Here is a 26,735-nt window from a genome sequence, read left to right on the forward strand (position 1 = left end):
TATTTTGTTAGGAATTATGTCCCAGCCTCATTTTGTGGTTTGAATCATATTAATGAATATAGTTATAGTTAGAAACTAATGAAGCAGGAATCACACGAGTATCTGTGTTATAAGGGCCATATGTATAATTCATTTCTGAAATTAGAATACTACCATCTGGATTCACACGCTCCACGTATGCTACATGGCCATAATACCCAGCAGTCGATTGCATAATTGCTCCAACAGTAGGAGTATGATTAACAATATAACCATCTGAGGCAGCATTATAAGTCCAATACTTAGCATCAGACCAATATGTACTAATGGGTAATCCAGCTTGGGCGCGACGATTAAACACATACCATGTACATTGCCCAGCAGTGTATAAATTTTGATGGTTAAAGGTTGGTGAAGCATTAGTAGATGATGAGTTTGTAGTACTCGAACTACTTGGAATTTTTAATACTTGACCAGGGTAAATTAAATAATTTTTCAAATTATTTGCATTCATTAAGTTAGTAACTGAAGTTCCATATTTATTAGCGATACGAGAAAGTGAATCACCAGATTGAACAGTATAAGTAGTAGAAGACTTACTTGATAAACTACTTGATGTAGTAGATGTTGTAGTTGACGATCCATTAATAGTTAGTACTTGTCCTGGAAAAATTAAATTACCATTTAATTGATTATTTCGTTTAAGCTCATCAATAGTGGTATTGTATTTGTTTGCAATACTCCATAAAGAATCTCCAGGTTGAACAGTATGTTGTGTTGATGCTTCAGCATGATGAGAGAAAAATGCTACAGCTCCTGACGCAATAGATAACGTAAAAGCTAACTTTTTCAAACTACGTACCCTCCTTGAATTTTAAAATTTATTTTTAGAATTTAATATTGTTAAATTTGTATAATTTACCTTTTTATATCACATGCATATACTATCAAAAAAATATAAGAATATGTGGATTGTTATTATCTTGTAATATGATTAAAAGTAATACGATTTTTTGTAAATAGATAAAAACCCTTGATACAGTAGTTTTTAACAGTTTTATTTAGATAAAATTAAATTGCTTTAAAAAGAAATTTGTAATATTTCTTACAGTAAAATTGAAGCAAGGACGTATCGTGTAAGAGGTAAGTTGAATTGTTTTTAATGATTTAAACTTGTAATAATTTTTGTATTTTCTTGATAAGATACCTACTTAAAAGTAAATAAATTATACTATTTTTTTATTCTCAACAAATATTGTACAATTAATGTAAGATACTATTTAAAAGAGGAGTATAAGATGCCGAGTTCTTCAAATTTAGTAAATCATCAACATCAAAACGCACGTTCAAAAGATAATACTCAACAAAACCATGCATATCGTAAAGTTTGGCTATTTTTTACATATTATTGGCTTATTTTTGGGATTGGCTGTTATTTAGGTCAATATTTGCCTGTAGAATGGCGACGTCCTTTATCAATCACATTATTTGTTATTGTATTAGCGACGTTATTTATTAAAAGAGCACGTAAATATGGTCTTATTATTTCGCATATCTATGCTATTATTATTGGCTTATTATCGTATGCAACATTTTCAATGTATATGCAAAATTTAGGCGCAGACGTTTTTTATAAAAATATATTGTTAGCCATTATAGCGTTCATTGTATTTGGAATATTGGGGTATTTTGTCATTAATGATGCTTCTAGCTTAGGTAAATATTTATTTGTAACATTAATTGCGCTTATTATTGCTAGTCTAGTTGGCTTATTTATTCGTAATTCAATATTCCATATCGTTATTACAATGGTTAGTTTAGTCTTGTTTTTACTATATACATTATTTGATTTTAATCGTATGAAACATGGTAGATTTACGCCAAGAGAAATGGGTTTTAATTTATTTCTTAATTTATTAAATATCATCAAAGATATATTGAATTTAGCAAATCGCTTTAAAAACTAGACATTCATATTTATAATAAGTTGAATATTTAGAAAAGATGTTCTCACATTGTTTTCAAAACATTTTAAATAAAGAGTAGTCTAAAGCTGTTTATTTTATTAAAGTAAGAAGGCAATTATAGAGCATCTTTTTTAAATAATTATGAAATGTATTTAATATAAAATTAAACTTAATTTAATTTTATACGTATTTTTGATTTAGTATTAATGTTGTGATAGATTTACATTTAAACACTTATAAATTAGCATTTTTATATAAACACATTAAAAGAAGGACTACCAAGATTAGAAAGAGGTTAGTATATGTCTAATGGGTATTTTCACGTACTTACTAAGCATGAATATCAAATGACACGTTGTCAAGATGGTATCATATTGCTGTTCCCAATAAAAGGTTCATTAGAAATTCAACATTTTGCCAAAAAAGTGACGATTAATAACGATATCTACGTTATAAACAATAAAGATATTTTTTCAATTAATAAGAATGAGAAAACAATAATGATTTATATTGCAAGTGATTGGTTTAAAGAAGAAGGATTTAATTTCTTTGATTATAAATATTCAATTAATTTAGTTAAATCTATTAATGCAATAAAAAAAGCATTATTACAGATAACAATGAATCATATTAATCATAAATCTGTTTCAGAAGATAACAAATACATAGTTGACATTGTTCAAATTATTGGAAGACAAGGTAGTGTTGAAATAGATATTGCTAATGATCAATGTAATTATGCTTATTATGGGGAGTTAAGTGAAGTATTAGACTATATTAACGAAAATATTGAAAAGAAATTAACATTAAAAGACGTTTCATCTAATCTATTTACATCTAAATCTAATTTATCATCACAATTTACACAGTTGTTAAATATTAGTTTTAAAACTTATGTAGACACTTTGAAGATTGCAAATTCATTTGAATTATTATTGAAAACAAACGATACGATTAGTTTAATTAGTGAAAAAGTAGGGTTTAGTAATGCATCAAGTTATTCTAAAACGTTCAAAAGTTATATGGGAATGACACCAAATGAATATAGATCGTGTAATAAATATGAAAAAATGATTTTTATGGATTATGAAACTCATATTGATGATAGTTTACAAAATATAAGAGATATGATTCAGTCACAACAATATTATTATCAAAAGAAAACAGAACATAAAATATATATCGATTCAAAATTAGATACGTTTATTAAACCTTATCAATGTGTAGTACAGATCAATACGATTGAAGAAATAAAACTGTTATTTTTAGAGAAATATATCGATTATCTTGACGAGAGTCCGTCATTAATGATTTATGTAAGAGCGGATATGAAAGAAATAAAAGAACACTTCACTGTTAAAGAACTTCAGCGAATATTTGAATATATTATTAGAAAAAATCTAAATATAAGTTTTAAACTTGAGGATTTAAATCTAATTGACTTCCTTGAAATGACATATGAAAATGTATTAGATTATCTTGAAATAAACCAAGTTGAAGTAAATGTAAATCACGAATTAGGGATTGTTTTTGATTTAGAAAAGATTGATTTAAAAGCCATTTATCGTATGATATTAAAAATACAACATAAAACAAATCGGTTTTCTTTTGGATTAGAAATTAGTAACTTGCTAAATAATCCAGTTTTGTTTAAAACTTTAGAATCGCAAATTAAAAGAGTGAATTTCCAATTTCTGTTTATTGATAATTCAAAACTAAATCAACCCTATTTAATAGAAGATAATAATCGTTTATTAGTAAAGAATATATTACGATATCAAAATATACGTGAAATTTTAAATCACATTGATTTAGAAAATCAAAGAATCATATTTTTAAACGTTGAAAATCATGCGTTTTTAAATAGTGAATATAATGACTTAAATAGTAGTGCCCCGTTAATTGTAGAAACAAACATTAAATCAGCTCAACACTTTGATGGTATTGGTTTCAATTTTAGACAGGATAGTCATCAATTTAATGCTTTACATCTTTTTGATGAAAAAGGTTTTAAAACAATATTAGGGACAATGATGGCATATATCATGACGCTTAGTCAGGAACCAAAATACATTAAAGATCACTATATAGTGATTGAAAAAGAAAATAAATTCATACTATTTATATATGATTGGCGTGTTCTAGAAAGTGAATCACGAAATGCTAATTATGAAAAAACTGATATATATGTAGATTTTAAACATAAGACAAATAAAAATCATCTTATAAAAATTCAAAAGATTGATGATTATAATGGCAATATTAATCATATTATTACTGAAGACATACGTAATCGTTATCAATGGTCTAAAACATTCTTGAAGAAAGTAAATCGTTTATTACATTCTTCTTTTAAAATTAGAGAACATGACTTTAATAAAGAGGCATTACAAATTAAACTTGATTATAACGGGCTTTATATAATTGAGATATATAAATAATAAATTTCATCTCAAAAAAGTTTTGCACAACAATATTTGAGTTTGTTGGTAAATTTAACAAAAAATTCAAAACAAATGCAAAAGACAGAACTCCAAAATTAAAGGATAATATATATTGAATTGTTCGCTTTTATTGGAGGTGCAAATGCTTGAGTAACGATGAATTAAATCGCTTGCTGAAAATCTATAAACAATATAAAGCGTTGTCTGGATATATAGACAAAGAATACAAACTAACCTTAAATGATTTAGCTTTATTAAAATTAGCTTACGAATACACAGCAGACGATCAAATTTTAATGCAAACATTCTTAAAAGTTGCAATTGAAGAACTAGAATTAAGTAGAACAAAATTACTTGTTTCTATACGCAGACTAATAGAAAAAGAGAAATTAAGTAAGGTTCGATCAACAGAAGATGAACGTAAAATTTTTATCTATATGAACAAATCTAATATTGATCAATTTAATGCTTTATTTAATGATGTAGAAAGATTTTTAAGTAATTAACTAAATGAATTGGGAGAGTACTGACAGGGGGATGCTTTGTCAGTATTTTATTTTTTTTAAAGAAGTAACATTTTTTCAATTTAGACAATAAATTATTAATACTATATAATAAGTAGTATTGAGTAAGAAAGCGAGATGACAATATGGGACGTAAATGGAATAATATTAAAGAAAAAAAAGCCCAAAAAGATAAAAATACTAGTAGAATATATGCAAAATTTGGTAAAGAAATTTATGTAGCGGCTAAATCAGGGGAGCCAGATCCTGAATCAAATCAAGCATTAAGACTTGTGCTAGAAAGAGCAAAAACATATTCTGTTCCAAATCATATTATAGATAGAGCCATTGATAAAGCTAAAGGTGGTGGAGATGAAAATTATGACCATCTACGTTATGAAGGATTTGGTCCAAGTGGCTCCATGATTATTGTAGATGCCTTAACTAATAACGTGAATCGTACAGCATCAGATGTTAGAGCAGCATTTGGAAAAAATGGTGGTAATATGGGTGTATCTGGTTCAGTAGCTTATATGTTTGACCATACTGCAACGTTTGGTATCGAAGGGAAATCTGCCGATGACGTCCTAGAAACATTGATGGAACAAGATGTAGATGTAAGAGACGTTATTGAAGAAGATGGCTTGACGATTGTGTATGCAGAACCTGATCAATTTGCACAAGTACAAGATGCACTACGTCAATCAGGTGTAGAAGACTTTAAAATTGCAGAGTTTGAAATGTTACCTCAGACTGACATTGAACTTTCAGCAGATGATCAAGCAACACTTGAAAAACTTATTGATGCACTTGAAGATTTAGAAGATGTTCAAAATGTTTTCCATAATGTGGACTTAAAATAATGAAATACACGGCTTCGTTTTGGATACAATCGTTAGACTTGGAATCTCATCCAGAAGGTGGATATTATAAAGAAACTATTCGACCAGAGGGTATAAAGAAAGAAGAAAGGGCATCTTTTAGTAGTATACTTTTCTTATTAAAAGCAGATGATATCTCGCATTTTCATCGTATAGATGCTGATGAAGTATGGTATTATCATGCTGGTGTATCACTAGAGATACATATGTTAACTGAAGATGGCCAGTATCGTAGTGTCTTGTTAGGTCCAAATGTAGACCATGGAGAAGTGCTACAATATGTTGTTCCCAAAGGAACCATTTTTGCTTCGAGTGTACCTCATTCGGAAGGTTATAGTTTAGTAGGCTGTATGTGTCAACCTGCATTTGAATTTAAGTATTTTGAATTATTCACACAAGATGAGTTGATAGAAGTATATCCACAATATCGCCGAATGATTCAAAAATATGCATTGAAAAACATTGAGTATTAATAATTAGACACTTCATTCATCTAGTTAAGTATAACTACATGAATGAAGTGTCTTTTTTAAAAAGAGATAGAGGACACCATTGCTGACATGCTTCTATTCAGCAGTACCAAAAAGTTCATTAGCTAATTCTACAACATAAGCTAATTTGTTCCATTGCTCTTGTTCAGTTAGAGCATTCCCTTCTTCTGTAGAAGCAAAACCACATTGTGGACTAATACAGATATGGTCAATATTTACATATTGTTCTGCTTCTTTAATTCTTTTTTTAATTGTGTCTTTATTTTCCAATTCACCTGTTTTAGAGGTGATAAGTCCTAAAACTGCATAAGCATTGTCATTAAAGAAACGAAGCGGTTCGAAATCACCTGAACGTTCATCATCATACTCTAAAAAGAAACCATTTAAATTTTCTTTAAATAGGTAAGGGGCGATGACTTCATATCCTCCAGAAATTGCCCAAGTTGATTTATAGTTACCACGACAAATATGAGTAGTCAGAATTAAATCATTTGGCAGTCCTTCGATCGCTTTATTAATCACTTTATAGGCCAAATCACGTGCTTTTAGTTTTTCATCTTCAGAACGTTGACGACCTCTCACTTTTTGAGTACCGTCAGTTAAACCAGCCCAGTATACGTCATCTAATTGAATATAGCGCGCTCCTAAGTCATAAAATGCTTGTAGCGTTTCATGATAAACTTTGGCAATATCATTTGCAAAATCTTCTATATTAGGGTAAATCGTTTCATTTAAAATATTAGGGTGGAATAATTGATTTGGACTAGGTATTGATACTTTAGCAGTTGCGCGACCAGCCACTTTTTTATATAAAAACTTAAAGTGTTCAAAGTGTGGATGATTTGAATTAAATGATACTTTGTCCACAATTCTCACATTATGTGCACGTGTTTCTACACCTTCAAATTCTAATCCGTGGTCAGGAGTATATCCTTATACGCCATTAATATTCTCTAGAAAATCAAAGTGCCACCAACTTCTACGAAATTCTCCATCTGTAATGCTATGTAAACCAATCTCAATTTGTTTTTCAATAATACGTTCGATTTCTTCATCTTCAATACGTGTTAATTCTTCTAAAGATAATTCGTTATTATTAAACTTAAATCTCGCTTCTTTTAGGCGTTTAGGACGTAATAAACTTCCCACGTGATCTGCTCGAAAAGGTCTAACTGTCATATATAAAACGCTCCTTTTATTTAGAATTTTCAGATAATATAGAATAAAACTATCAAATCTTAGTGTTTTTGTCAATTTTACCTAAAAATTTAATAGTTGTAGTAAAATGAAATTGAAAAATTAATAAATTTATATGCTAAAAGTAATAAAGCATGGCATAAGATGACATGGTTTACTTAGTTTAATATAATAATGACAAGGAGTTGGTGGCTTTATGAAAATTAAATACATAGATAAACGTCACTGGCGTCGCCTAATTGAACGTGATTACATAGAAGTTAAGGTAAATAATAATAGGTTTAAAGGTATTATTGGCTTGGTCACGATGAAAAAGGTGCGTGAGCCTTTAGAGGTGACGGTGGTCGATCAAAATGTAGTTGTAGTAGATAATAACTATAAATGGCTACAAATTTTGCCAGAAAAAAAACGCTATAGTATTACTGCAATGTTTGATGATAAGGGGAATCCATTAGAGTACTATTTTGATATTAACATTAAAAATATTACTCAAAAAGGGAACGCGAGAACATTAGATTTATTTTTAGATGTGTTGGTTTTACCATCCACTGGTGAATATGAGTTAGTAGATGAACATGATTTAGAACTAGCTTTGAAAAATGGACAAATTACGAAGAAACAATACCATGAAGCCTATATTATCGCTCATCAATTGATGATTGAGATTGAGGACAATTTTGCAGAGATACATCATCGAATTATGCATTGTTATAAAAAGATGATAGGTAAATTAAATAAGCATAAGAAAGCGTAATTATATTTCTTTAATACTAAAACAATAATGAAATAGTATCAATTTTATTTACCATCATAGCCGTATTCGTGGATAAACATAAGGGGGAAGCTATGAAAATTGAAGATTATCAATTACTAATTACATTAGATGAGACGAAAACGTTAAGAAAAGCTGCTGAAATTTTATATATATCACAACCAGCAGTCACGCAACGCTTAAAAGCAATTGAACATGCGTTTGGAGTAGAAATATTTATTCGTACTAAAAAACAATTAATTACTACTACAGAAGGTGCAATGATTATCGAACATGCACGTGATATGTTGAATCGAGAAAAAATGTTTTTCGATAAAATACAAGCACATATAGGGGAAGTAAATGGAACCATATCTATAGGATGTTCATCTTTAATTGGACAAACAATATTGCCCCGTGTATTGAGTTTGTATAATACACAATTTCCTAATGTAGAAATACAAGTTCAAGTGGGTTCAACAGAGCAAATTAGATCTAATCATAGAGATTATCACCTTTTAATTACCAGAGGGAATAAAGTAATGAATTTAAAAAATATCCATTTATTTGATGATGAACATTATTTTATTTATCCAAAAGAACGTCATGAAGATGTGTCAAAGTTACCATTTATTGAATTTCAAGCAGATCCAATATATATCAATCAAATTAATCATTGGTATAGTGAAAAATTTGGACAAGATTATCATGCTACCATTACAGTAGATCAAGTGGCAACATGTAAAGAAATGCTAATAAGTGGTGTAGGAGTAACTATTCTTCCAGAAATAATGATGAAGAATATTGATCATCACGTATTTGAATTTGAAAAAGTCAACATTGATGGTCTTCCGTTAATCCGCTCAACGTATATGAGTTATGATAGTAGTATATTGCAACTACCACAAGTTGATGCTTTTGTTTCTTTAATGCTTAATTTTACTAAATAATAGTTAATCAATATTGCAATTTAAAAGAAGAATAGAGGTATAATATATGTTTTCAGCACTATTGCATATTAAAAACTATAAATTATTTCTTATTAATATGATGCTCTTAGGAATGGGTATTGCCATTACAGTGCCATACTTTGTTTTATTCGCAACAAATGAACTAGGAATGTCGACAAATCAGTTTGGTGTTCTTTTAGCTTTGGCTGCAGTCAGTCAATTTACTGTAAATGCGATTGTTGCTAGATTTTCAGATACACATCATCTTAATCGGAAAATACTTATTATTTGTGCACTATTTATGGGAGCACTTAGTTTTTCTATATATTTTTACATCCATCATATATGGCTATTTATTATAGTATATGCGATATTTCAAGGATTATTCGCACCTGCAATGCCCCAATTATATGCATCCGCTAGAGAATCTATTAATGCGTCTTCATCCAGAAATAATGCAAAATTTGCTAATACTGTCTTAAGATCAATGTTCTCTTTTGGCTTTTTATTTGGTCCACTCATTGGTGCATATCTCATTCAATTTATGGGCTACGCAGGGCTATTTGGCGGCACAGTTATCATTTTATTATTTACACTGTTGTTACAAATATTCTTTTATAAAGATTTAAATCTGACTATAAACGAACAAGTTAAAGATACTGCTAGTATTGAAATAACTGCACCTAATATGTTAAAAGATAAAGCTTTATTTATTCCATTTATTGCTTTTATACTTCTACATATTGGTCAGTGGATGTATACAATGAATATGCCATTATTCGTTACAGAATATTTGAAAGAACGAGAAGGTTATGTAGGTACTTTAGCAAGTTTATGTGCTGGCTTAGAGGTGCCTTTTATGGTTATATTAGGGATTTTAGCATCCAAATTATCTACACGCACTTTGCTTATACTAGGAGCCATAAGTGGTGGTCTATTTTATTTTAGTATTGGTATATTTGAAAATATATATATGATGATGATAGGACAAGTATTTTTAGCATTTTATTTAGCGATTTTATTAGGACTGGGTATTAGTTATTTCCAAGATATACTACCTGACTTTCCTGGTTATGCGTCGACTTTATTTGCTAATGCAATGGTAATAGGACAATTATGTGGAAATTTATTAGGTGGCGTAATGAGTCATTGGGTTGGATTAGAAAACGTTTTTTATGTTTCTGCCTTATCTATTTTTATTGGTATGATTTTAATATTGTTCACTAAAGATCAAAAGTTTACATCCTCAACTATGAATATACAATAATTAAAAGAAATGATTATGTATGAAAATAAAAGTCTGGGACTTTAAATCCTTCGACAAATGAAAAAGACCACTTTTTCTATTGAAATAATAGAAAAAGGGTCTTTTTTATAATTATTTAATTTATATGTAGCTCAAAGAGTTGTTATGTTTTTGAGAATAATGTTCTAGGCTCTTATTTCATATTTTTATAACACAGTATTTGAATCTTCATCAACAAAATGATGTTCTATATAGAAAGCAATAGGTGTAATAATTATAGAAATGATAATAAATGCCCAATTATTAATTTGAATACTAGGTCCATATGCTAAAAATGACTGTGGAATAAAAAATACATAAAATAGTGCTACTACTAGTAATGCAATAATACAGTAATTAAACCACCAAATCCAATGCGAATTATTAAAACACTGTAATTGAACAGTTTTAAAAACGACTAAAATAAAGAGAAATATAATAGTTAAACCAATGATGAGCGTAATAGGAAAGGTATATAAATATACTTCATTATGATTATCAGGAACAAAAAAACCGATAAACCCCTTAAAGAAAAAGAATATACCCATTAAAAAGATAAAATTTCTAAAAATAGATTTAACAATATTTTTAAATGTTTCATTTGGTAGGGATTTAAGTTGTTTTTTAGCGTGTGCTTTTGGGTCATGATCGAAAAATTCAAGAGCTAAAGTTCCATCATTTTCTGCGGCAAGTAACTCCTTCAAAATACGATTGAGCATGAGTTCACTATCATGCGGATTTACACGTAAATCTGATCTAATATAAGTCATATAGTTTTCAAAGATTTCTCGATCCGTATTATTTAAACGCATGGATTTCACGTTGTTTTCGCGGGCTAATGTTGCAGTCGATTTCATTTATTATCCCCTTAAAAATAAAAATGTTTAAAAGTTTTAAAAGTTGATTATTATATATTAAATATGAATAATCATATCATAGTTATGTAAAGAATATAATGTATAAATAGGGAGAATATAAAATGAGAAGTCTTTCAATTACTGATGATCAATTAATTGAGAATATTGCAAGTATTCATGAATATTACTTAGAAAAAAGTGGATTAAATTATCATGCTACAACGCTCTCTATAGCTTTAAGACAAGAAATGATTGAGAGAAGATTAAACATGAACCAAGATATTATTTATGTTATTGAGTCAAAACATGATTTTAGAGAACCTTCTGCTTTCATTTGGGGTCATTTTGAAACGAGTACGAAAGTGGTAACGATTGAAATGTTATATACACACCCTCATTGTCGAAACAGTGGGATAGCTACTAATTTAAAATTGGCATTAGAACAATGGGCGATAGAAAAAGATGCACATTCTATCAAAAGCACAGTGGATGCGAATAATGAACAAATGATTCATATCAATCGTGAACAAGGATATGATATAACTCATGTTAAAATGCGAAAAGACTTAAAATAATAAAATGAATCATGCCACATTTCATGTTAAAATAAGTGTTATTGATATATATTTAAAGGAGAAATATATGAAGAAGTGGATTGTACTTTTACTATTAGCGACTTTAATATTGTCAGCATGTGGTAAAAGTGAAGAAAAAGTATCTTTAGAAAATGATATTAAACAGCTAGAAAAAGAAAATAAAGATTTAAAAAATGAAAAAAATAATCTAGAGAAACAAAAAGAAAAGCTCAATGCGCAACGAGAAAAGTTACAAAAAGAAGTAGATAGTTCTGTTGCCAAAGAATCAGTTAAACAAGAAACTGAAAAATCCAAAAAGGATAACTCAAGTCAAACGAATTTATCAAATGAAAGTTCTAGTAGTACTGAAGAACAAAGTAGTGACTCAAATAGTGAACAATCAAGTAATAATACAAGCTCTAGTTCGTCTACAGAGAACAACTAATATCGGTTTTAAAAGGCTGCAGGTTTGGCGATAGAATAAGAAGGGTAATAGTATTTAAATACATTTTGAATATAATATCCATATATTTGAAAATAAAGTTTAAAAATATAATAATAAAATTCAGCACATAATTTATAGTATTGGAGAGATAACTATGCATGAACATGATTTTCAAATTCTAGAGGGACGTGACCTTACACTTCCAGAATTAGGTAAAGAGATTGAAAATATTACTGGACGTACAGTAACTCATTCAACTGGAGACATTAAACGTGTTGTAGCACACTTGCCAAATTTTGAATCAGAAAGTGATACTTTTGTAGCTACTTTTAAACTTAATCATCGTAATGATTATATCGATGCAACATTTGTAGCACCTAAAAATCAACGTGATAAGTTAAAAGAAATTCCAGTACATATCGAATTAATAAGTTATATTTCAAAAAATTAATAATTTTTTAATCAAAATGAACGAAACGAAGTGTGTTATGGTTATATACTCCATGTCACACTTTTTTCATAATTGTATTTGGGTAATGGAGTGTGGATAAATGGTTGTTTATATAGAAACAGAAAGATTGAGATTGCGTGATTGGGAAGAAAAAGATTTATTATCTTTTCAAAAAATGAATGCAAATCCTCAGGTAAGACGCTATTTTCCAAGTCTATTAAGTTATAGACGTTCAGAATTAGATATGCAACGAATGGATGATATTTTAAAAGAAAAAGGAATTGGGCTGTTTGCTGTTGAGCTTAAAGAGACAGGAGCATGGCTAGGATATATAGGGTTAAACTACTTACCAAAAGATAGTAAATATCCTTTTGAAAATTTACCTATATATGAAATTGGATGGCGACTTATCCCTGAAGTATGGGGGAATGGTATTGCTACTGAAGGTGCTATGGCTGTTTTAGAGTATGCAAAAGAAAAAGGCATAGAAGAAGTATTTAGTCTTACTGCTGAGGGGAATTTGGCCTCTCGAAAAGTAATGGAAAAAATTGGGATGTCATTATTTGATTATTTTGAACTACCTGACCTAAGTAAATATCATCCACTTAAAAGACATGTAAGATATCAAAAAAAGTTAAACATATAAATATTAATAAATAAATACTAGAAGATAAATAGAAACCCTAGAGGCTTTTAGCATATTAAAAGTTATGGACTACATTAAAAATGTGACGATAAAAAACAAATTTATTTCTAGTCCTAGACGCAAATATAGAAACACTTAACACGAAAGTCTCTATATTTGATGCCGAAACTAGGATGGGCCAACAAATTCAGAAAGAATTCGTTGGCCCATCTTTTTTATAATATTAATCAATCATAGGTTCTAACACCAAGAGGTTTATAATTAAGTAATCCATCAATTAGAGCCTCTTTAGTGTCATATAAAGGTGCTAACTCTTTATATTTTTTATCGATAAAACCTTCTTCAATCATATGATCAATCAAAATTTGAAGCGGATTAAAGAATCCATTTAAATTAAAGATGCCGATTGGTTTTTGATGTATACCAATTTGTGCCCAGCTATACATTTCGAAAAATTCTTCAAGAGAACCAGCTCCTCCTGGTGCCATAACAAAAGCATCTGCTAATTCAGTCATTTTTTCTTTGCGTTCGTGCATTGAGTCTACAAGAATGAGCTCACTTACTTTTTGACTTGTAATTTCACGTTCATCTAACATTTTAGGCATCACTCCAATTGCACGGCCTCCGTAATCTAGTACGCCATCTTGAATAGCGCCCATGATACCTACTGAACCCGCTCCAAAAATGAGTTCATAACCTTGTTCAGCCATATATTTTCCTAATTGATATGCTTCTTTAACATAAATAGGATTATTCCCTTTACTTGCTCCACAATATACTGCTATACGTTTCATTTTGTATCCTCCATTAATTGATTAAGTAAGGTTTGAAAAACATCACAAAAATGCTGTCGGTCTGCTTTTGAAAAAGGGGAGGGTCCTTTATGACGTCCACCTTGTTTTCTAATTTGTGCATTATTATAACGCTGTTGAAGTAATATATCTATATTATTTTCGTTATAGATAAATCCTTTATGATGCATTATAATTCTAGCTTTCTTTAGTAACAAACTAGCTAATCCATAATCTTGAGTAATCACAATATCGCTAGTTGTTACAAGTTGTATAATTTTGTAATCCACTGCATCTGGTCCATCATCAACGTATAATATATTTACATGACTTGGATAATGAGAATGAGAAAAATGACTAAAGCTCCGTAAAATCGTAACAAAAAAGCCTGTCTCAGCTGTTAAATCAATAATTTCATTAACGACTGGACAAGCATCACCATCAACAAATATGGTTGTCATTATTTATTTGTAGCCTTTTCTGAATGTAAAACTTTATCTTGAGTGATAATACTGTCGGCATTATAGTTATCATATTTCTTCATTTCTTTAATTCGCTGTTTTTCATTATGTTTTTGAATTTTTTCTTCTTCTTTATGACGTTTATCAATATTTTTTTGAAGTTTTTTCTCTAATTTAGAAGATTGTTTATGGTTCTTTTTAGCTAATTTTGATCCTTTTTTCTTAATATATTTAGGATCATTTTCTTTAGCAATTTTTTTGAGTTCACGCTTATTATCGAACTCTTGTTTTTTATCACCAAAGTAATCTTTAACACTAGATGCCTTATTTGCTACCGTATGTGTAGCATGTGAAGTTGCATGCGAAGCTTTTTGAACATCTGGATGAGACTTAATTTTTTTACGTTCTACAACTAGTGGTACGATAAATATCGGTAACACGTTAATTGCTGTTTTAATAACTTGTTTTTTGTCCATACTCGTTGCCCCCATAAAATTTTCTTTCTCTTTCATTACCCTATGATACAGGAATTCAAACGATTGCACTAGATTAAAATAGTTATCTAAAATTTTTATAAAAAAACACTAAAATTCAAAAAGAATTTTAGTGTGATATCATTAAATACCTTTACCAATACCGAATCCGAAATAAAGAATAGCAATGAAAATAACTAGTACGATTCGATAAATCGCAAATGGTACTAACTTCACTTTATTAATTAAATGTAAGAACGTTTTAATTGCAATTAAACCGACAATAAATGCTGCTAAGAATCCAATAATATAAAATGGGACATGTGCAAGATCAATATATTGATAATTTTTAAGTAATGATAATGCACTTGCAGCTAACATAATTGGGACTGCCATAATAAACGTGAAATCAGAAGCAGATTTATGATTGAGTTTCATTAATACCCCAGTAGAAATTGTTGATCCAGATCTACTGAAACCAGGCCACATTGCAACTGCTTGAGAAATACCAATGACAAATGCTTGGAAATAATTAATTTGATCGACTGTTTGCGGGTGCTTTACTTTAGTACTGTATTTATCAGCAATAATCATATAAATAGCACCAATGAATAAACCAATCATTACAGTGGGTACACTAAATAAATGCGCTTCAATAAAGTCATCAAAAAGAACACCTAAAATTCCAGCTGGAATCATACCTACTAATACATGGAGTAAGTTCAATCGGTGAGGTTTAGAACGCATTCCCTCACTATGAGCAACATGTTTGTATTTTCCGATATGTAACATTTCGAAGTAACGTTCACGGAACACCCATGCAGCAGCAAACACAGAACCGAGTTGAATGACAATTTTAAAAGTAAAAGCTGAATGAGAACCTAAAAATTGAGACGATTGTAACCACATATCATCTACAAGAATCATATGTCCTGTAGATGAAACAGGAGCAAATTCAGTAAGACCTTCTACAATACCTAAAATTAACGCCTTAATAAATTCAATAATTATCATAAGTAACCTCTTTCTTTTATGTAAAAAATGAACTTTCATTTATGCTAAATGTTTTATTTTAAAAAATTCACTTTATTATCATAGCATATTGAAATAATAATTTACTAATAATTACCGGTGGATATGATAATAATGTCATGTTGTTTTGAAATAAAAAAACTATTTTGTTGTATTGTGTGAAAGATAATTAATTCAAAGAAATGACATAATATTGTCACTTAACTTTGAAATCAATTAAATGATTATTTGTGATGAAGCTTCTATAATAAAGTATTAGGTGAAGAAATTTGAAAAATTTAATGAGTTTAGTCTTTAAATATAAATTATTTCCAATTTTTATGGGGATGACTAGTGTATTGTTAGCCATATGTGTAGTGATTCAAAATATTGGAATTGCTAGGTTTTTGAATCAAGTCTTGTACCACAAGGTTTCAGCTATTTATCCATTGTTATTTACTATTTTAATCGTGTTAATTTTGAGAGTAACGTTTAATATGTTGAATCAACGATTAGGTGATATTTTAGCTTACAAAGTTAAACATGACCTTCGTCAAAAAATAGTAACAAGTAAGTCTAAAGCTTCAATTGGCGTACAAACAAACATTTTAACTGAAGTTACAAATGGAATTACACCCTTTTTTAATAATTACTTGCCACAAGTGTTTAAATCTATGTGCATACCTTTCGTCATTATTATTGTAATGTGTTTTATACATCTTAATACTGCTATTATTATGGCGGTTACTGCACCATTTATTCCATTATTTTATATTATTTTTGGCTTGAAAACACGAGACGAATCTAAAGAACAAATGACGTATTTAAATCAATTTAGCCAACGCTTTTTAAATATAGCTAAAGGTTTGATTACTTTAAGACTATTTAGACGAACAACGGAAACGGAAAATCACATATATAAAGAGAGCACACGCTTTAGGGATTTAACGATGAAAATTTTGAAAAGTGCATTTCTATCTGGCCTTATGCTTGAGTTTATAAGTATGTTAGGTATTGGTTTAATTGCACTAGAAGCGACATTAAGTTTAGTCGTGTTTCACCATATCAACTTTAAAATTGCTGTAATTGCGATTATTTTAGCGCCAGAATTTTACAATGCAATTAAAGATTTAGGTCAAGCCTTCCATACTGGTAAACAAAGTGAAGGAGCAAGTGATATTATTTTTGATTTTTTAAATAATGTTGAAGAATCAAATATCAATACGCCTACCATAAATCAGAATCAGCAAAATCAAATTTATTTCGATAAAGTAAGTTATCAATATCCTAATACGACTCTATATGCCTTAAAAGATATAACTTTTTCGATCAATCAAGGAGAAAAAATTGCAATTGTTGGTCCAAGTGGCGCTGGAAAATCCACATTAGCGAATCTTATTCAGCAAATGATAACACCTACAAAAGGTCGCATTATATTTAATTCTGAAGTTACAGATATAGGTATGTTAAACCAACGGCCATATATTTTTTCAGCGTCTGTTAAAGATAATATTACAATGTTTAATGAGGTTTCAGATGAAAAAATTTTACAAACTTTAGAAACAGTAGGACTTAAAGAAAAGATTTTAAGCTTAAATAAAGGAATTCACACTGTAATTGGTGAAGGTGGGGAAATGTTATCTGGTGGTCAAATGAGAAGAATAGAACTTTGTAGAGTACTATTACTACGTCCAAGTATTCTAATATTTGACGAGCCTACTACAGGTTTAGATATTGAAACTGAACGTGTTGTTCAACAAACATTAGAGCATAACTTTAAGCATGCTACCACAATTACAATCGCACATCGTAATTCGACTATACGTCGTGCAACCCGACGTTTATATGTAAAAGAAGGTCATCTTATTAAAGATGATAATCAAATTTCTACGCAATTAAATAAGGTGGTGAATAAAGATGAAACCACATATTAAATTTCATTTAGATAAAGATTTATTTTTAGCAATATTAGTAAGCATTACCGGAAGCCTAATAGCACTTACAATGTTCTTTTTAAGTGGATATATGGTAACTCAAAGTGCACTAGGCATGCCTATTTACGCATTGATGATACTTGTCGTTTCTGTAAAATTATTTGGATTTTTACGTGCTATGACGCGATATGTTGAAAGGTTATTATCCCATCGAACTACATTTACAATGTTAAGGAATATAAGAGTACAGTTTGTAAAGCAACTTTTTCCAAGAGTGCCTAATATTTATCGTAAATTTAGATCGAGCGATTTAATCTCAAGAATGGTCAATAAAGTAGAGGCACTACAAAATATATATTTACGTGTATATTATCCTCCTTTTGTAATAGGTTTAACTGCGCTAATTGCTGCTGTTGCATTAATTTATTTTAGTATTGCTCATGCTATTTTAATTGTCATAAGTATGCTATTTTATTTATGGATTATACCATGGCTAAGTGCTAAGCGTGTACGCATACTTAAACAACAAGTTACTACTCATGAACAAAAAATGTTAGGTGAGTTTTATGATTATAAAGCGGGTTATCAAGAGTTAATTACTTTTAATCAACAAGATGCATATAAAAAGAAAGTCGTTAGGTCATTAGAATACTATGATAGATTACAAGCTAAAGAAAATCGTTTTTTAACATTTTATGATTATATATTGAATCTCATTTCTATTATAACGATTTTTTTAAGTTTAGCTTTAGCCGTGGTACAAATTGAACATGGATATTTAGATGTTATATATGTAACGAGTATGATATTAATGATTTTAACTTTGTTCGAACAGGCTATTCCAATGAGTAATTTTGCTTATTATAAAGCAGATACAGATCAAGCGTTAACAGATATTAATGAGGTGTTTCATTCTTCGATCACTACACCTAAGTTAACTGTACAGACGAAACAAGAACCTGTATTTAGTATTTCTAATCTAAACTTTAAATATTTTAATCAAGAAACATTAGTATTAAACGATATTAATTTAACCATCCATAAAGGTGAAAAAGTAGCTATCATTGGACCTTCTGGTTCAGGGAAAAGTACGTTAATGCAACTGCTATGTGGATTATATGAAATAGAAGAAGGTCGTGTTGAGTTATACGGACAATCTATTACTCAAATTAATGAAAACGATAGATATAATGAAATCAATGCGTTATTACAATCCCAACAAATATTTGATGGTACTGTTAGAGAAAATTTATTATCTAATCAAAAAGATGAAAACTTAATCGATGTTTTAAATATGTTGAATTTAAGTTACTTAAATTTGAACACGCAATTGACTTTAGATGGAACTTCTTTATCTGGCGGTGAAATTCAACGTTTATCTTTAGCACGTTTATTTTTAAAATCATCTAACATTTGGCTATTAGATGAGCCAACTACAGCGCTTGATGAAGATAATACGACCAATGTAATGAAAGAAATTAACAAGCAAGCAGAAACATTAGTTGTTGCTACACATGATTTAGATTTACTTCCATATTTCGATACCATTATCGTAATGGTTGAAGGTGAGGTTGTTGAGTACGGAGATTATGTATCATTAAGTCAAAATAAGGGTTATTTAAATCGCATGATTCATATTAATAAATTATAAAATAAAAAACCTGAGATAGCTTTAAAAAATGATCTCAGGTTTTCTACTATTGATAAATATATAAATTACATTTTGAAATGAATAACTTTAATTAGTTTAGTACTAGCATGTCACATTATTTGTTTTCGGTAAAAGCAGTAATAATTTTACCTAATAGACGATTAAGTTCATGGACTTCATCGTTACTCAAAGAAGAAGCGATGGCAACTTTTTGAGATGCATCACTTAATTCGGGTTTAATATTTTCACTTTTTTCAGTAAGATGAATAAATACTTCACGTTGGTCAATTTCAGAACGTTCCCGTTTAATTAAATCAACGTTCTCCATTCTTTTTAGTAAGGGTGATACTGTACCTGTATCTAAAGCTAATTCAGTGACTACTTTCTTAACATTTACAGGGGATTCTTCCCATAAAATACTTAAAACTAAGAATTGTGGGTAAGTAAGATTGTACTTTTTAAAGACTTTGTTTGAATAGTAGCGATTTACTTGTCTTTGTGCATTGTACAAACTAAAACAAAGTTGCTCTTTTAAATTGTGTTGTTCAGACATTAAAGTTCTCCTCCAGACATTTATCCGTTTCTCTTTATTTCGGATTAAAGTTCGTCTATGTTGTGTAAAATATAAATTATCACACACTTCATTTCAATGCCATGCTAAAATTAAAGTATGCTTAAATTTTAGAAGAAAACACTATTTTAATCAAGTGTAATCTAACGTACATTTTTATAATATTAATTTCAAATACATTTTATATAGAAATGAGTTTTTAAAATGATAAATAATAAAAAACAAAAAATATCTATTACAATAATTAGTGGCTTTTTAGGAAGTGGTAAAACTACACTTTTGAATAATTATATACGCCAATTATTCAAAAAGGATGAGAAAATAACGATTATTATGAATGAATTCGGTTCTTTTGACGTTGATAGTTTACTTATCGAAGAAGATATTACTGTAAAATCATTAATCAATGGATGCGTATGTTGTGACTTAAATAATGATTTAGTATTACAATTACAATCACTTATTAAAGAAGGTGAAAGTCAACACATTCTTATTGAATCGACTGGAATTGCACATCCTTTAGAAGTCTTTGCAGCGTGTCAAGATCCAACAATAGTTAATGACGTGGAAATTCCTAAAATAATAGGCCTTGTTGATGCGTTAAGATTTAATAATAGAATGAAATATACGGTAGAGACGAATGAGTTAATGGAAGAGCAAATTAAATATAGTGATATAATTATTCTTAATAAAATGGATTTAGTGACCCAAGTAGAATTAGAAAATATAAAAAAACAATTGGTTTCTATTAATAATAAAGCAACGATTTACGTGACTACATATAGTAAATTAGATGATGTAGTAGTGAAAAATAAAGCTGCTGATATTAATAGGCATGTTCATGTCCACCATCATAATGTACAATCTATGAAATATACGTTTAGTTCTCCTATTGATCGACAATTATTTTACCAATTTATAATGCGTTTGCCAGATGAAGTATTCAGGTTAAAAGGATTTGTAAAATTTAAAGATCAGTCGGATTCAACATACGAATTCCAATTTTCAATGGGATTACCTACTTATGGAATAACTGATAGAGAAGTTCCATTAACTATTGTTATTATTGGTGAAATGCTTGATACAACACGTTTGAAAAACCAGTTAGAAATGATTCAATTTACTTAAAATGACTCCTTAATTTTTATGGGAGTGGTTATGAGTATTCTAAATTTCTAATAAATATGTCATAGTCTTGTCATGAGAATAAAAAAATATATCATTTATAATAGAATAAGGAGGATATATTAATGAATCATAATGAAGATAAACGCACTAAACAAATTCGCTTTGAGTTTAAGTGGATTACAATCCCATATTTAATTTTTGCAATTATTATTCTATTGTTAAATATCTTTTTTACAAATATAAAAATCACAATGGCACTATTTGGATTGTTCTTTGGTTATAATTTAGGAATATTGTTTATCGCATTTATTAATAAGTACAAACGTACACTCATATTAACGCTAATTTTAACTATTTTAAGTGCAGCAACTTTCTTTACTTTACTATACGTTTTTGGACTTAATAGAGAAATATTTGGTTAATAAAAGTATTAATCACATTATATAAATTAAGTGAAAGGAGTCACTATAGAATTTGTATTGAATTCTATAGTCACTCCTTTTAATTTTAAGATAAATAGGGTAGTTAAATTATTAACAAACATCATTCTAGGAGTGAAAATATGAATATTGGCGTCATTCTCAATAGAGTATTTAGAATAAATAATAATCCATTATTCGAATATATTAATCAACAAAAAGATGCATTTGATAAATGCTATCTTATAATTCCTAAGGAAACATTTGAAGAGAAAGGTACAGATAAAAAGGCAAATTATTATTATGGCACTTTAGAAAAATTTTTACATAAGTTGAAAGAACATCATATAGAACCATATGTCATCGATTATAGTGAACTAGGTATGTTTTGTACTGAACATGATATTAAAGAAATAGTTATGGCAGGCGATATCATGAGTTATCATCAAGAAAGATATGATATTCGACACTTAAAACAAGCATTTAAAAATCACGATATACCCGTAATAACTATTAACGTTAATCATTATTTTAAGCCAAGTAACACGATGAATCAGCAAGGACAACCATATAAAGTATTTACAAGTTTTTATAAAGCACACCGTTCAAAACTTAGACAGCATTCTTCGTATCAATATCATTTAAGTGATATCGCTAATAAATGTAGCCAATCACAACAAACGATAACTAATGATTATCATCATGATGGACAATCAGAAGATCAAGCATTAAATAATTGGAAGGATTATTTAAATCATAGTATTCAAAACTATAAAAAGGATAGAGAGTATCTTCCAGAAGTGCTCACTAGTCAATTGAGTATTGTTCTAGCATATGGTCTGATAGATATTAAACAAATTATTACAGATTTATTAGAAGGATATGAGGAAAATGAAAATAATTACGAAAGTTTTATTAGAGAAGTAATGTTTCGTGAGTTTTATTATGTTCTTATGGCTCAATATCCTCATATTGCACATGAAGCATTTAATGAAAAATATCGTACTATACAATGGTCTTATAACAAAGAAGAGTTTAATCGCTGGTGTGAAGGTAAAACTGGTTTTCCTATTATTGATGCTGCTATGAATGAATTAAATGAGACAGGATTTATGCATAATCGCATGCGGATGGTAGTCTCTCAATTTTTAACTAAAGATTTGTTTATTGATTGGGCTTGGGGCGAAGATTATTTTAGGAAAAAATTAATCGATTATGATGCAGCTTCAAATGTACATGGTTGGCAATGGTCAGCTTCAACTGGGACAGATGCTGTGCCGTATTTTAGGATGTTTAATCCTACTAGACAAAGCGAACGTTTTGATAAAGACGCTTTATATATCAAAAAATATATTCCTATATTCGATAATGTGCCCGCAAAATTCTTACATCACCCATTTCAACATCAAACACAATTAGTAAAAAAAGGAATACAATTAGGTAAAGATTATCCTGAACCAATTGTAGATCATAAAGTTGCGCGCGAACATGTGATGACAATATTTAAAAATATATAAAAAAAGAGCTAGGGAAAGGAAACAGAGTTCAAATTGAGTTCATGCTCCCACCCCTAGCTTTTTTAAATACATAACTAAACGTCTTATAAAATTTTTCTACATGAATAGACTGTATTAAATAGAAATATATCAATGTGCCATTCTTATCCCTTTAATGAATAATAAAATGACAAATTGAAGTAGCATCATTAATGAAATAAATATTAAACTACTATCATTTAAGGCACTAATGACTTCTGTGATAATAGTAAATGGACGGGTAATTAAATGAACAGTATGAAATCTCAAAAATCTACCTATAAATATTCCTAAACCATTTAAAAACATAAGTGCTATTAATAAACATCGATTTAACCATAGCTTTGAAGTGAAATGAGATAAATGAACAAATATGAGAGCCATGCAATAAATCGCAAAAAATACACTTAGCAGTAAGAAAGTAAAGTATAACCATTCTATTAAATTAAGTTGGACGTAAAAATCAAATGTAAACTGATTGAGATGAATAAGATCAGTAACCATGTAAAATGTATTGGGCACTAATAAAATAAAAATAAGAGCAAAAATAATAAATATAAGCCATTCAAACTTTTTTCTAGGTTTAAATAAATCTAATAAGAAACATAATTCAAGTGGAATGTAAGCTAAAAATAAATTTAAGCTTACAAAGTTAAATACACGCGTTTCAAATAATGATATTACAAAAAGAATAATAAAATAGATTCTTGCAATATAACGTGAAGTCATAATATGCACTACTTTCTAACGATTTAGTTGAATTATTATAGTAAAGGTTAAAGTCGAAGTAATCAAGAAAAAAGAAGGTAGAATAATTAAAGTTAGAGAAGCATTAATAATTGTAAAATAGATGTGTAATCTGTAAGAAAAGAATCTCAATGATGTTAAATAAAAGTGATAACATATTGTAATGAAGCGGTTGAATTGAGGTTTCTAATCTTGATTGAAAGAGAAATTTTACGATTTTAATCAGTTGAGTCTAGTCTACGAGTCAAACGTTCAATTGATATCACAATCAGTCATCGTAATGAAAATTTCACTTGTTGTTGAAACCACAGCTTTTGTTAAATGTCCACTTAACGTCTCAAAATATTGAGAACCAATGTACCATGTAAATGTGCAAATGGTTAATTATCAATACGAGAAATATTCCCTAATAAACTTGTTCACTCTAATGTTTCATTTATTTCTTTTTTTCATATTCATTTGTTTCTAAATTATAATAGTTTAACACGACCTCATCACAAGCTCCGACACTACTCACTGAATCAAATTTAATATGTTAATGTTGAGCAAAGTGAGTAACCTCTTTTATAATATCTTCTCCATGTTCTAAAACAAGAAGAGAGTGTTGTCCATTTTTTGGGCATCTTATTGTCTTCATTTTTATAATTAGGATAATTTAATTATATATAACATAAATTTAAAATACTTTGAATAAACTATTAAGTAAGATAGTATATTTTAAAATAAAAAATAATATATAATAGTATCTAAATGAAAGATGAAAAATTTAGAATTTTTAACTTTTCTCAGAATATGAATTAGATGAATTTCATTAAGAGTATTTAATTATAGATAAAAGAGAGGTGATCTTCATGAAAAAACAATTATTTACATTATATTTTAATATATTTTTAATATTCGTTGGAATTGGCCTTGTTATTCCTGTTCTTCCAGTATATTTGAAAGATTTAGGATTAAAAGGAAGCGATTTAGGAATTTTAGTAGCTATTTTCTCATTGTCTCAAATGATTATTTCTCCTTTTGGAGGAAGTTTAGCTGATAAATTGGGTAAAAAATTAATTATTTGTTTAGGATTAGTATTTTTTACAATCTCTGAATTCTTATTTGCTATGAGTCATTCTTTTATACTTCTAATAGTATCAAGAATACTTGGTGGTTTTAGTGCAGGGATGGTCATGCCTGGTGTAACAGGAATGATTGCAGATATTTCTATAGCTAAAGATAAAGCGAAAAATTTTGGTTATATGTCTGCAATTATTAACTCTGGTTTTATTTTAGGACCAGGAATTGGTGGTTTTTTAGCAGAAGTATCACATCGTCTTCCATTTTATTTTGCAGGTGCATTAGGTATTATTGCGTTTGTTATATCTGTAATATTGATTCGCCAACCGCAAAATACAGCGGAAAGTCATCATATTCACTTTGAAACTAAAGAACTTTCTAAAATCCAATGGGGTGTTTTTATTACTCCAATTATCTTAACATTTGTACTTGCTTTTGGTTTGTCTTCTTTTGAGACATTATTTTCTCTATATACTTCAGCGAAAGCAAACTACGCACCTGGCGATATTTCAATTGCTATTGTAGGTGGTGGTGTTGCAGGAGCAGTATTCCAAATTTTCTTTTTTGATAAATTTATGAGATATACCACTGAACTTACATTTATTACTTGGGCATTATTATATTCTGTCATTGTTATATTTAGTCTTATAATCGCTCATAGTTACTGGTCAATTATGTTAATTAGTTTTATTGTCTTTATTGGATTTGATTTAATTCGTCCAGCGCTAACTAATTATTATTCAAATATAGCAGGTAATCGACAAGGTTTTGCTGGAGGACTTAATTCTACATTTACAAGTATGGGTAATTTTGTAGGCCCATTGGTAGCAGGCTCGTTATTTGATGTTAATATTGAATTTCCTTTATATATGTCTATTATTGTAATGTTATTTGGGGTAGTAATTATTTTCATAGAGAAAAAGTTACAGTTAAATCGTAGCAGATGTGATTAAATAAGTTTTATATAATAGAAATGTAACAATAAAAAGTCGTTAGGTAATATAACTGTTACAAAGATTACAATTATTTTAAATTGCCTTCTACTGAATTATTTTATCTATATTTGTATGTTAAGATATAAAAAAATTCAAAGAGAAGTGTGGGTAAGGAGATGAATTTAAAAAATATATTGTTAAGTGTGGTAGCTATCATTTTATCAATTTGTTTGGCATTTCTATTATTTATCGCAACGAATCAAAATGCCTTAGCTAAGGTACATCGAACAATTTCTACTTTTTCAAAAGTCGGAAGTATTGTCGAAACTAAAAATATATTAAATATAAACAGCAATCACACTGCCGAAGCTTCTGAGAAAAATCAAACGCAACACAAAGCAGATATTCGTCAAAATCAAAACGTTAATTATAGGTTAAATGAGAAAGCTCAAGAAAAATATTTATACTCAACAGAGGAATGTAAAATGATAATTGAAAATTATATGCAACAAAATTATAAACAGCCTGTAAAGTTAGAGCGTTTGAATGAAACTAATCAAGCCATCACTTTTGAAGCGTACCCAGAAAACAAAAA

General features: G+C 29.0%; 26 protein-coding genes and 3 pseudogenes. 19 read left to right on the plus strand and 10 right to left on the minus strand.

Annotation, left to right across the window (positions count from 1 at the left end):
• Positions 1 to 49 precede the first annotated feature (49 nt).
• Positions 50 to 832, minus strand: coding sequence for a CHAP domain-containing protein (locus tag HMPREF2930_RS04745; protein WP_017175996.1), 783 nt, complete (start codon positions 830 to 832; stop codon positions 50 to 52).
• 445 nt (positions 833 to 1,277) lie between these two features.
• Here HMPREF2930_RS04745 and HMPREF2930_RS04750 point away from each other — a divergent pair, with 445 nt between their 5' ends.
• The 5 genes from HMPREF2930_RS04750 (at position 1,278) to HMPREF2930_RS04770 (ending at position 6,247) form a co-directional block, all read left to right on the plus strand.
• Positions 1,278 to 1,946, plus strand: a complete 669-nt coding sequence (locus HMPREF2930_RS04750) for a Bax inhibitor-1/YccA family protein (RefSeq protein ID WP_017175995.1) — start codon at positions 1,278 to 1,280, stop codon at positions 1,944 to 1,946.
• A 302-nt stretch (positions 1,947 to 2,248) separates the two neighbouring features.
• Positions 2,249 to 4,387, plus strand: coding sequence for a helix-turn-helix transcriptional regulator (locus HMPREF2930_RS04755; protein WP_070597252.1), 2,139 nt, complete (start codon positions 2,249 to 2,251; stop codon positions 4,385 to 4,387).
• Positions 4,388 to 4,536: 149 nt separating this feature from the next.
• Positions 4,537 to 4,896 (plus strand): transcriptional regulator, SarA/Rot family, encoded by a 360-nt coding sequence (locus HMPREF2930_RS04760; protein ID WP_017175993.1) that lies wholly within the window; start codon positions 4,537 to 4,539, stop codon positions 4,894 to 4,896.
• 143 nt (positions 4,897 to 5,039) lie between these two features.
• Positions 5,040 to 5,756: a YebC/PmpR family DNA-binding transcriptional regulator gene (locus tag HMPREF2930_RS04765; RefSeq protein WP_017175992.1), complete on the plus strand. Its 717-nt coding sequence runs from the start codon at positions 5,040 to 5,042 to the stop codon at positions 5,754 to 5,756.
• Positions 5,756 to 6,247 carry a cupin domain-containing protein gene (locus HMPREF2930_RS04770; protein WP_017175991.1) on the plus strand — a complete coding sequence of 164 codons (492 nt, stop codon included), beginning with the start codon at positions 5,756 to 5,758 and terminating at the stop codon, positions 6,245 to 6,247. The genes HMPREF2930_RS04765 and HMPREF2930_RS04770 overlap by 1 nt, the downstream gene beginning before the upstream one ends.
• Before the next feature lie 93 nt (positions 6,248 to 6,340).
• Here the strand turns inward: HMPREF2930_RS04770 and HMPREF2930_RS04775 are convergent.
• Positions 6,341 to 7,444, minus strand: a pseudogene (locus tag HMPREF2930_RS04775) (5-methyltetrahydropteroyltriglutamate--homocysteine S-methyltransferase).
• Positions 7,445 to 7,658: 214 nt separating this feature from the next.
• Between HMPREF2930_RS04775 and HMPREF2930_RS04780 the strand changes: the two are divergent.
• The 3 genes from HMPREF2930_RS04780 (at position 7,659) to HMPREF2930_RS04790 (ending at position 10,430) form a co-directional block, all read left to right on the plus strand.
• The gene (locus HMPREF2930_RS04780) at positions 7,659 to 8,216 is read left to right on the plus strand and encodes a ribonuclease FAU-1 family protein (RefSeq protein ID WP_017175988.1); all 558 of its coding nucleotides are present in this window, start codon (positions 7,659 to 7,661) and stop codon (positions 8,214 to 8,216) included.
• 92 nt (positions 8,217 to 8,308) lie between these two features.
• Entirely contained in the window at positions 8,309 to 9,163 is an 855-nt protein-coding gene (locus HMPREF2930_RS04785; RefSeq protein WP_017175987.1) for a LysR family transcriptional regulator, read from the plus strand.
• Positions 9,164 to 9,209: 46 nt separating this feature from the next.
• Positions 9,210 to 10,430 carry a sugar efflux transporter gene (locus HMPREF2930_RS04790; RefSeq protein ID WP_017175986.1) on the plus strand — a complete coding sequence of 407 codons (1,221 nt, stop codon included), beginning with the start codon at positions 9,210 to 9,212 and terminating at the stop codon, positions 10,428 to 10,430.
• Between the two features lie 185 nt (positions 10,431 to 10,615).
• Here HMPREF2930_RS04790 and HMPREF2930_RS04795 read toward each other — a convergent pair whose 3' ends face one another.
• Positions 10,616 to 11,305 (minus strand): DUF1129 family protein, encoded by a 690-nt coding sequence (locus tag HMPREF2930_RS04795; RefSeq protein ID WP_017175985.1) that lies wholly within the window; start codon positions 11,303 to 11,305, stop codon positions 10,616 to 10,618.
• A 122-nt stretch (positions 11,306 to 11,427) separates the two neighbouring features.
• Between HMPREF2930_RS04795 and HMPREF2930_RS04800 the strand changes: the two genes are divergently transcribed.
• The 4 genes from HMPREF2930_RS04800 to HMPREF2930_RS04815 all read left to right on the plus strand — a co-directional run bounded on the left by HMPREF2930_RS04800 (position 11,428) and on the right by HMPREF2930_RS04815 (position 13,422).
• Positions 11,428 to 11,880, plus strand: coding sequence for a GNAT family N-acetyltransferase (locus HMPREF2930_RS04800; RefSeq protein WP_017175984.1), 453 nt, complete (start codon positions 11,428 to 11,430; stop codon positions 11,878 to 11,880).
• A gap of 67 nt (positions 11,881 to 11,947) precedes the next feature.
• The gene (locus HMPREF2930_RS04805; RefSeq protein WP_017175983.1) at positions 11,948 to 12,325 is read left to right on the plus strand and encodes an SA0632 family lipoprotein; all 378 of its coding nucleotides are present in this window, start codon (positions 11,948 to 11,950) and stop codon (positions 12,323 to 12,325) included.
• Positions 12,326 to 12,479: 154 nt separating this feature from the next.
• Complete coding sequence (locus HMPREF2930_RS04810) at positions 12,480 to 12,776, plus strand: hypothetical protein (protein ID WP_017175982.1); 297 nt, start codon at positions 12,480 to 12,482, stop codon at positions 12,774 to 12,776.
• 100 nt (positions 12,777 to 12,876) lie between these two features.
• Positions 12,877 to 13,422 carry a GNAT family N-acetyltransferase gene (locus HMPREF2930_RS04815; RefSeq protein WP_017175981.1) on the plus strand — a complete coding sequence of 182 codons (546 nt, stop codon included), beginning with the start codon at positions 12,877 to 12,879 and terminating at the stop codon, positions 13,420 to 13,422.
• A gap of 227 nt (positions 13,423 to 13,649) precedes the next feature.
• Here HMPREF2930_RS04815 and HMPREF2930_RS04820 read toward each other — a convergent pair whose 3' ends face one another.
• From HMPREF2930_RS04820 to HMPREF2930_RS04835, 4 genes and pseudogenes are all read right to left on the minus strand, one after another.
• Complete coding sequence (locus tag HMPREF2930_RS04820; RefSeq protein ID WP_017175980.1) at positions 13,650 to 14,216, minus strand: LOG family protein; 567 nt, start codon at positions 14,214 to 14,216, stop codon at positions 13,650 to 13,652.
• Positions 14,213 to 14,674, minus strand: coding sequence for a YaiI/YqxD family protein (locus HMPREF2930_RS04825; protein WP_017175979.1), 462 nt, complete (start codon positions 14,672 to 14,674; stop codon positions 14,213 to 14,215). The genes HMPREF2930_RS04820 and HMPREF2930_RS04825 overlap by 4 nt, the downstream gene beginning before the upstream one ends.
• Before the next feature lie 23 nt (positions 14,675 to 14,697).
• Positions 14,698 to 15,150, minus strand: a pseudogene (locus HMPREF2930_RS04830) (hypothetical protein); the annotation flags it as partial.
• Positions 15,151 to 15,291: 141 nt separating this feature from the next.
• The gene (locus HMPREF2930_RS04835; RefSeq protein ID WP_017175977.1) at positions 15,292 to 16,161 is read right to left on the minus strand and encodes an undecaprenyl-diphosphate phosphatase; all 870 of its coding nucleotides are present in this window, start codon (positions 16,159 to 16,161) and stop codon (positions 15,292 to 15,294) included.
• 287 nt (positions 16,162 to 16,448) lie between these two features.
• On the opposite strand from HMPREF2930_RS04835, the gene HMPREF2930_RS04840 reads away from it, so the two are divergent.
• Positions 16,449 to 18,092 carry an ABC transporter ATP-binding protein/permease gene (locus HMPREF2930_RS04840; protein WP_017175976.1) on the plus strand — a complete coding sequence of 548 codons (1,644 nt, stop codon included), beginning with the start codon at positions 16,449 to 16,451 and terminating at the stop codon, positions 18,090 to 18,092.
• Positions 18,076 to 19,743, plus strand: a complete 1,668-nt coding sequence (locus HMPREF2930_RS04845) for an amino acid ABC transporter ATP-binding/permease protein (protein ID WP_017175975.1) — start codon at positions 18,076 to 18,078, stop codon at positions 19,741 to 19,743. Before HMPREF2930_RS04840 ends, HMPREF2930_RS04845 begins: the two co-directional genes overlap by 17 nt.
• Positions 19,744 to 19,858: 115 nt before the next feature.
• On the opposite strand, the gene HMPREF2930_RS04850 is transcribed toward HMPREF2930_RS04845, so the two are convergent.
• The gene (locus HMPREF2930_RS04850; protein WP_002449577.1) at positions 19,859 to 20,296 is read right to left on the minus strand and encodes a global transcriptional regulator MgrA; all 438 of its coding nucleotides are present in this window, start codon (positions 20,294 to 20,296) and stop codon (positions 19,859 to 19,861) included.
• 222 nt (positions 20,297 to 20,518) lie between these two features.
• Here HMPREF2930_RS04850 and HMPREF2930_RS04855 point away from each other — a divergent pair, with 222 nt between their 5' ends.
• From HMPREF2930_RS04855 to HMPREF2930_RS04865, 3 genes are all read left to right on the plus strand, one after another.
• Positions 20,519 to 21,442, plus strand: coding sequence for a CobW family GTP-binding protein (locus tag HMPREF2930_RS04855; RefSeq protein WP_017175974.1), 924 nt, complete (start codon positions 20,519 to 20,521; stop codon positions 21,440 to 21,442).
• A 122-nt stretch (positions 21,443 to 21,564) separates the two neighbouring features.
• Positions 21,565 to 21,864: a hypothetical protein gene (locus tag HMPREF2930_RS04860; protein WP_002449572.1), complete on the plus strand. Its 300-nt coding sequence runs from the start codon at positions 21,565 to 21,567 to the stop codon at positions 21,862 to 21,864.
• A 140-nt stretch (positions 21,865 to 22,004) separates the two neighbouring features.
• The gene (locus tag HMPREF2930_RS04865) at positions 22,005 to 23,378 is read left to right on the plus strand and encodes a cryptochrome/photolyase family protein (protein WP_017175973.1); all 1,374 of its coding nucleotides are present in this window, start codon (positions 22,005 to 22,007) and stop codon (positions 23,376 to 23,378) included.
• 129 nt (positions 23,379 to 23,507) lie between these two features.
• On the opposite strand, the gene HMPREF2930_RS04870 is transcribed toward HMPREF2930_RS04865, so the two are convergent.
• Together HMPREF2930_RS04870 and HMPREF2930_RS11750 are read right to left on the minus strand one after the other, a co-directional pair.
• Positions 23,508 to 24,125, minus strand: coding sequence for a DUF1361 domain-containing protein (locus HMPREF2930_RS04870; protein ID WP_017175972.1), 618 nt, complete (start codon positions 24,123 to 24,125; stop codon positions 23,508 to 23,510).
• Positions 24,126 to 24,395: 270 nt separating this feature from the next.
• A pseudogene (locus HMPREF2930_RS11750) lies at positions 24,396 to 24,771 on the minus strand (PPC domain-containing DNA-binding protein).
• Between the two features lie 223 nt (positions 24,772 to 24,994).
• Here HMPREF2930_RS11750 and norA point away from each other — a divergent pair.
• Positions 24,995 to 26,158 (plus strand): multidrug efflux MFS transporter NorA, encoded by a 1,164-nt coding sequence (gene norA / locus HMPREF2930_RS04875; protein ID WP_002449564.1) that lies wholly within the window; start codon positions 24,995 to 24,997, stop codon positions 26,156 to 26,158.
• Positions 26,159 to 26,316: 158 nt separating this feature from the next.
• On the plus strand, positions 26,317 to 26,735 hold a 419-nt coding region (locus HMPREF2930_RS04880; RefSeq protein WP_070597279.1), incomplete at its 3' end, for a hypothetical protein.

The organism is Staphylococcus sp. HMSC068C09, assembly GCF_001813735.1.
In the GTDB taxonomy this organism is placed as follows: Bacteria; Bacillota; Bacilli; order Staphylococcales; family Staphylococcaceae; genus Staphylococcus; species Staphylococcus hominis.

What these genes read in the sequence shown, in the direction of transcription:
- HMPREF2930_RS04750 (WP_017175995.1), top strand. Translation starts at nt 1,278, where the DNA reads ATGCCGAGTTCTTCAAATTTAGTAAATCATCAACATCAAAACGCACGT.
- HMPREF2930_RS04755 (WP_070597252.1), top strand. Translation starts at nt 2,249, where the DNA reads ATGTCTAATGGGTATTTTCACGTACTTACTAAGCATGAATATCAAATG.
- HMPREF2930_RS04765 (WP_017175992.1), top strand. Translation starts at nt 5,040, where the DNA reads ATGGGACGTAAATGGAATAATATTAAAGAAAAAAAAGCCCAAAAAGAT.
- HMPREF2930_RS04770 (WP_017175991.1), top strand. Translation starts at nt 5,756, where the DNA reads ATGAAATACACGGCTTCGTTTTGGATACAATCGTTAGACTTGGAATCT.
- HMPREF2930_RS04780 (WP_017175988.1), top strand. Translation starts at nt 7,659, where the DNA reads ATGAAAATTAAATACATAGATAAACGTCACTGGCGTCGCCTAATTGAA.
- HMPREF2930_RS04785 (WP_017175987.1), top strand. Translation starts at nt 8,309, where the DNA reads ATGAAAATTGAAGATTATCAATTACTAATTACATTAGATGAGACGAAA.
- HMPREF2930_RS04790 (WP_017175986.1), top strand. Translation starts at nt 9,210, where the DNA reads ATGTTTTCAGCACTATTGCATATTAAAAACTATAAATTATTTCTTATT.
- HMPREF2930_RS04795 (WP_017175985.1), bottom strand. Translation starts at nt 11,305, where the DNA reads ATGAAATCGACTGCAACATTAGCCCGCGAAAACAACGTGAAATCCATG.
- HMPREF2930_RS04800 (WP_017175984.1), top strand. Translation starts at nt 11,428, where the DNA reads ATGAGAAGTCTTTCAATTACTGATGATCAATTAATTGAGAATATTGCA.
- HMPREF2930_RS04805 (WP_017175983.1), top strand. Translation starts at nt 11,948, where the DNA reads ATGAAGAAGTGGATTGTACTTTTACTATTAGCGACTTTAATATTGTCA.
- HMPREF2930_RS04810 (WP_017175982.1), top strand. Translation starts at nt 12,480, where the DNA reads ATGCATGAACATGATTTTCAAATTCTAGAGGGACGTGACCTTACACTT.
- HMPREF2930_RS04815 (WP_017175981.1), top strand. Translation starts at nt 12,877, where the DNA reads ATGGTTGTTTATATAGAAACAGAAAGATTGAGATTGCGTGATTGGGAA.
- HMPREF2930_RS04820 (WP_017175980.1), bottom strand. Translation starts at nt 14,216, where the DNA reads ATGAAACGTATAGCAGTATATTGTGGAGCAAGTAAAGGGAATAATCCT.
- HMPREF2930_RS04825 (WP_017175979.1), bottom strand. Translation starts at nt 14,674, where the DNA reads ATGACAACCATATTTGTTGATGGTGATGCTTGTCCAGTCGTTAATGAA.
- HMPREF2930_RS04835 (WP_017175977.1), bottom strand. Translation starts at nt 16,161, where the DNA reads ATGATAATTATTGAATTTATTAAGGCGTTAATTTTAGGTATTGTAGAA.
- HMPREF2930_RS04845 (WP_017175975.1), top strand. Translation starts at nt 18,076, where the DNA reads ATGAAACCACATATTAAATTTCATTTAGATAAAGATTTATTTTTAGCA.
- HMPREF2930_RS04850 (WP_002449577.1), bottom strand. Translation starts at nt 20,296, where the DNA reads ATGTCTGAACAACACAATTTAAAAGAGCAACTTTGTTTTAGTTTGTAC.
- HMPREF2930_RS04855 (WP_017175974.1), top strand. Translation starts at nt 20,519, where the DNA reads ATGATAAATAATAAAAAACAAAAAATATCTATTACAATAATTAGTGGC.
- HMPREF2930_RS04860 (WP_002449572.1), top strand. Translation starts at nt 21,565, where the DNA reads ATGAATCATAATGAAGATAAACGCACTAAACAAATTCGCTTTGAGTTT.
- HMPREF2930_RS04865 (WP_017175973.1), top strand. Translation starts at nt 22,005, where the DNA reads ATGAATATTGGCGTCATTCTCAATAGAGTATTTAGAATAAATAATAAT.
- HMPREF2930_RS04870 (WP_017175972.1), bottom strand. Translation starts at nt 24,125, where the DNA reads ATGACTTCACGTTATATTGCAAGAATCTATTTTATTATTCTTTTTGTA.
- norA (WP_002449564.1), top strand. Translation starts at nt 24,995, where the DNA reads ATGAAAAAACAATTATTTACATTATATTTTAATATATTTTTAATATTC.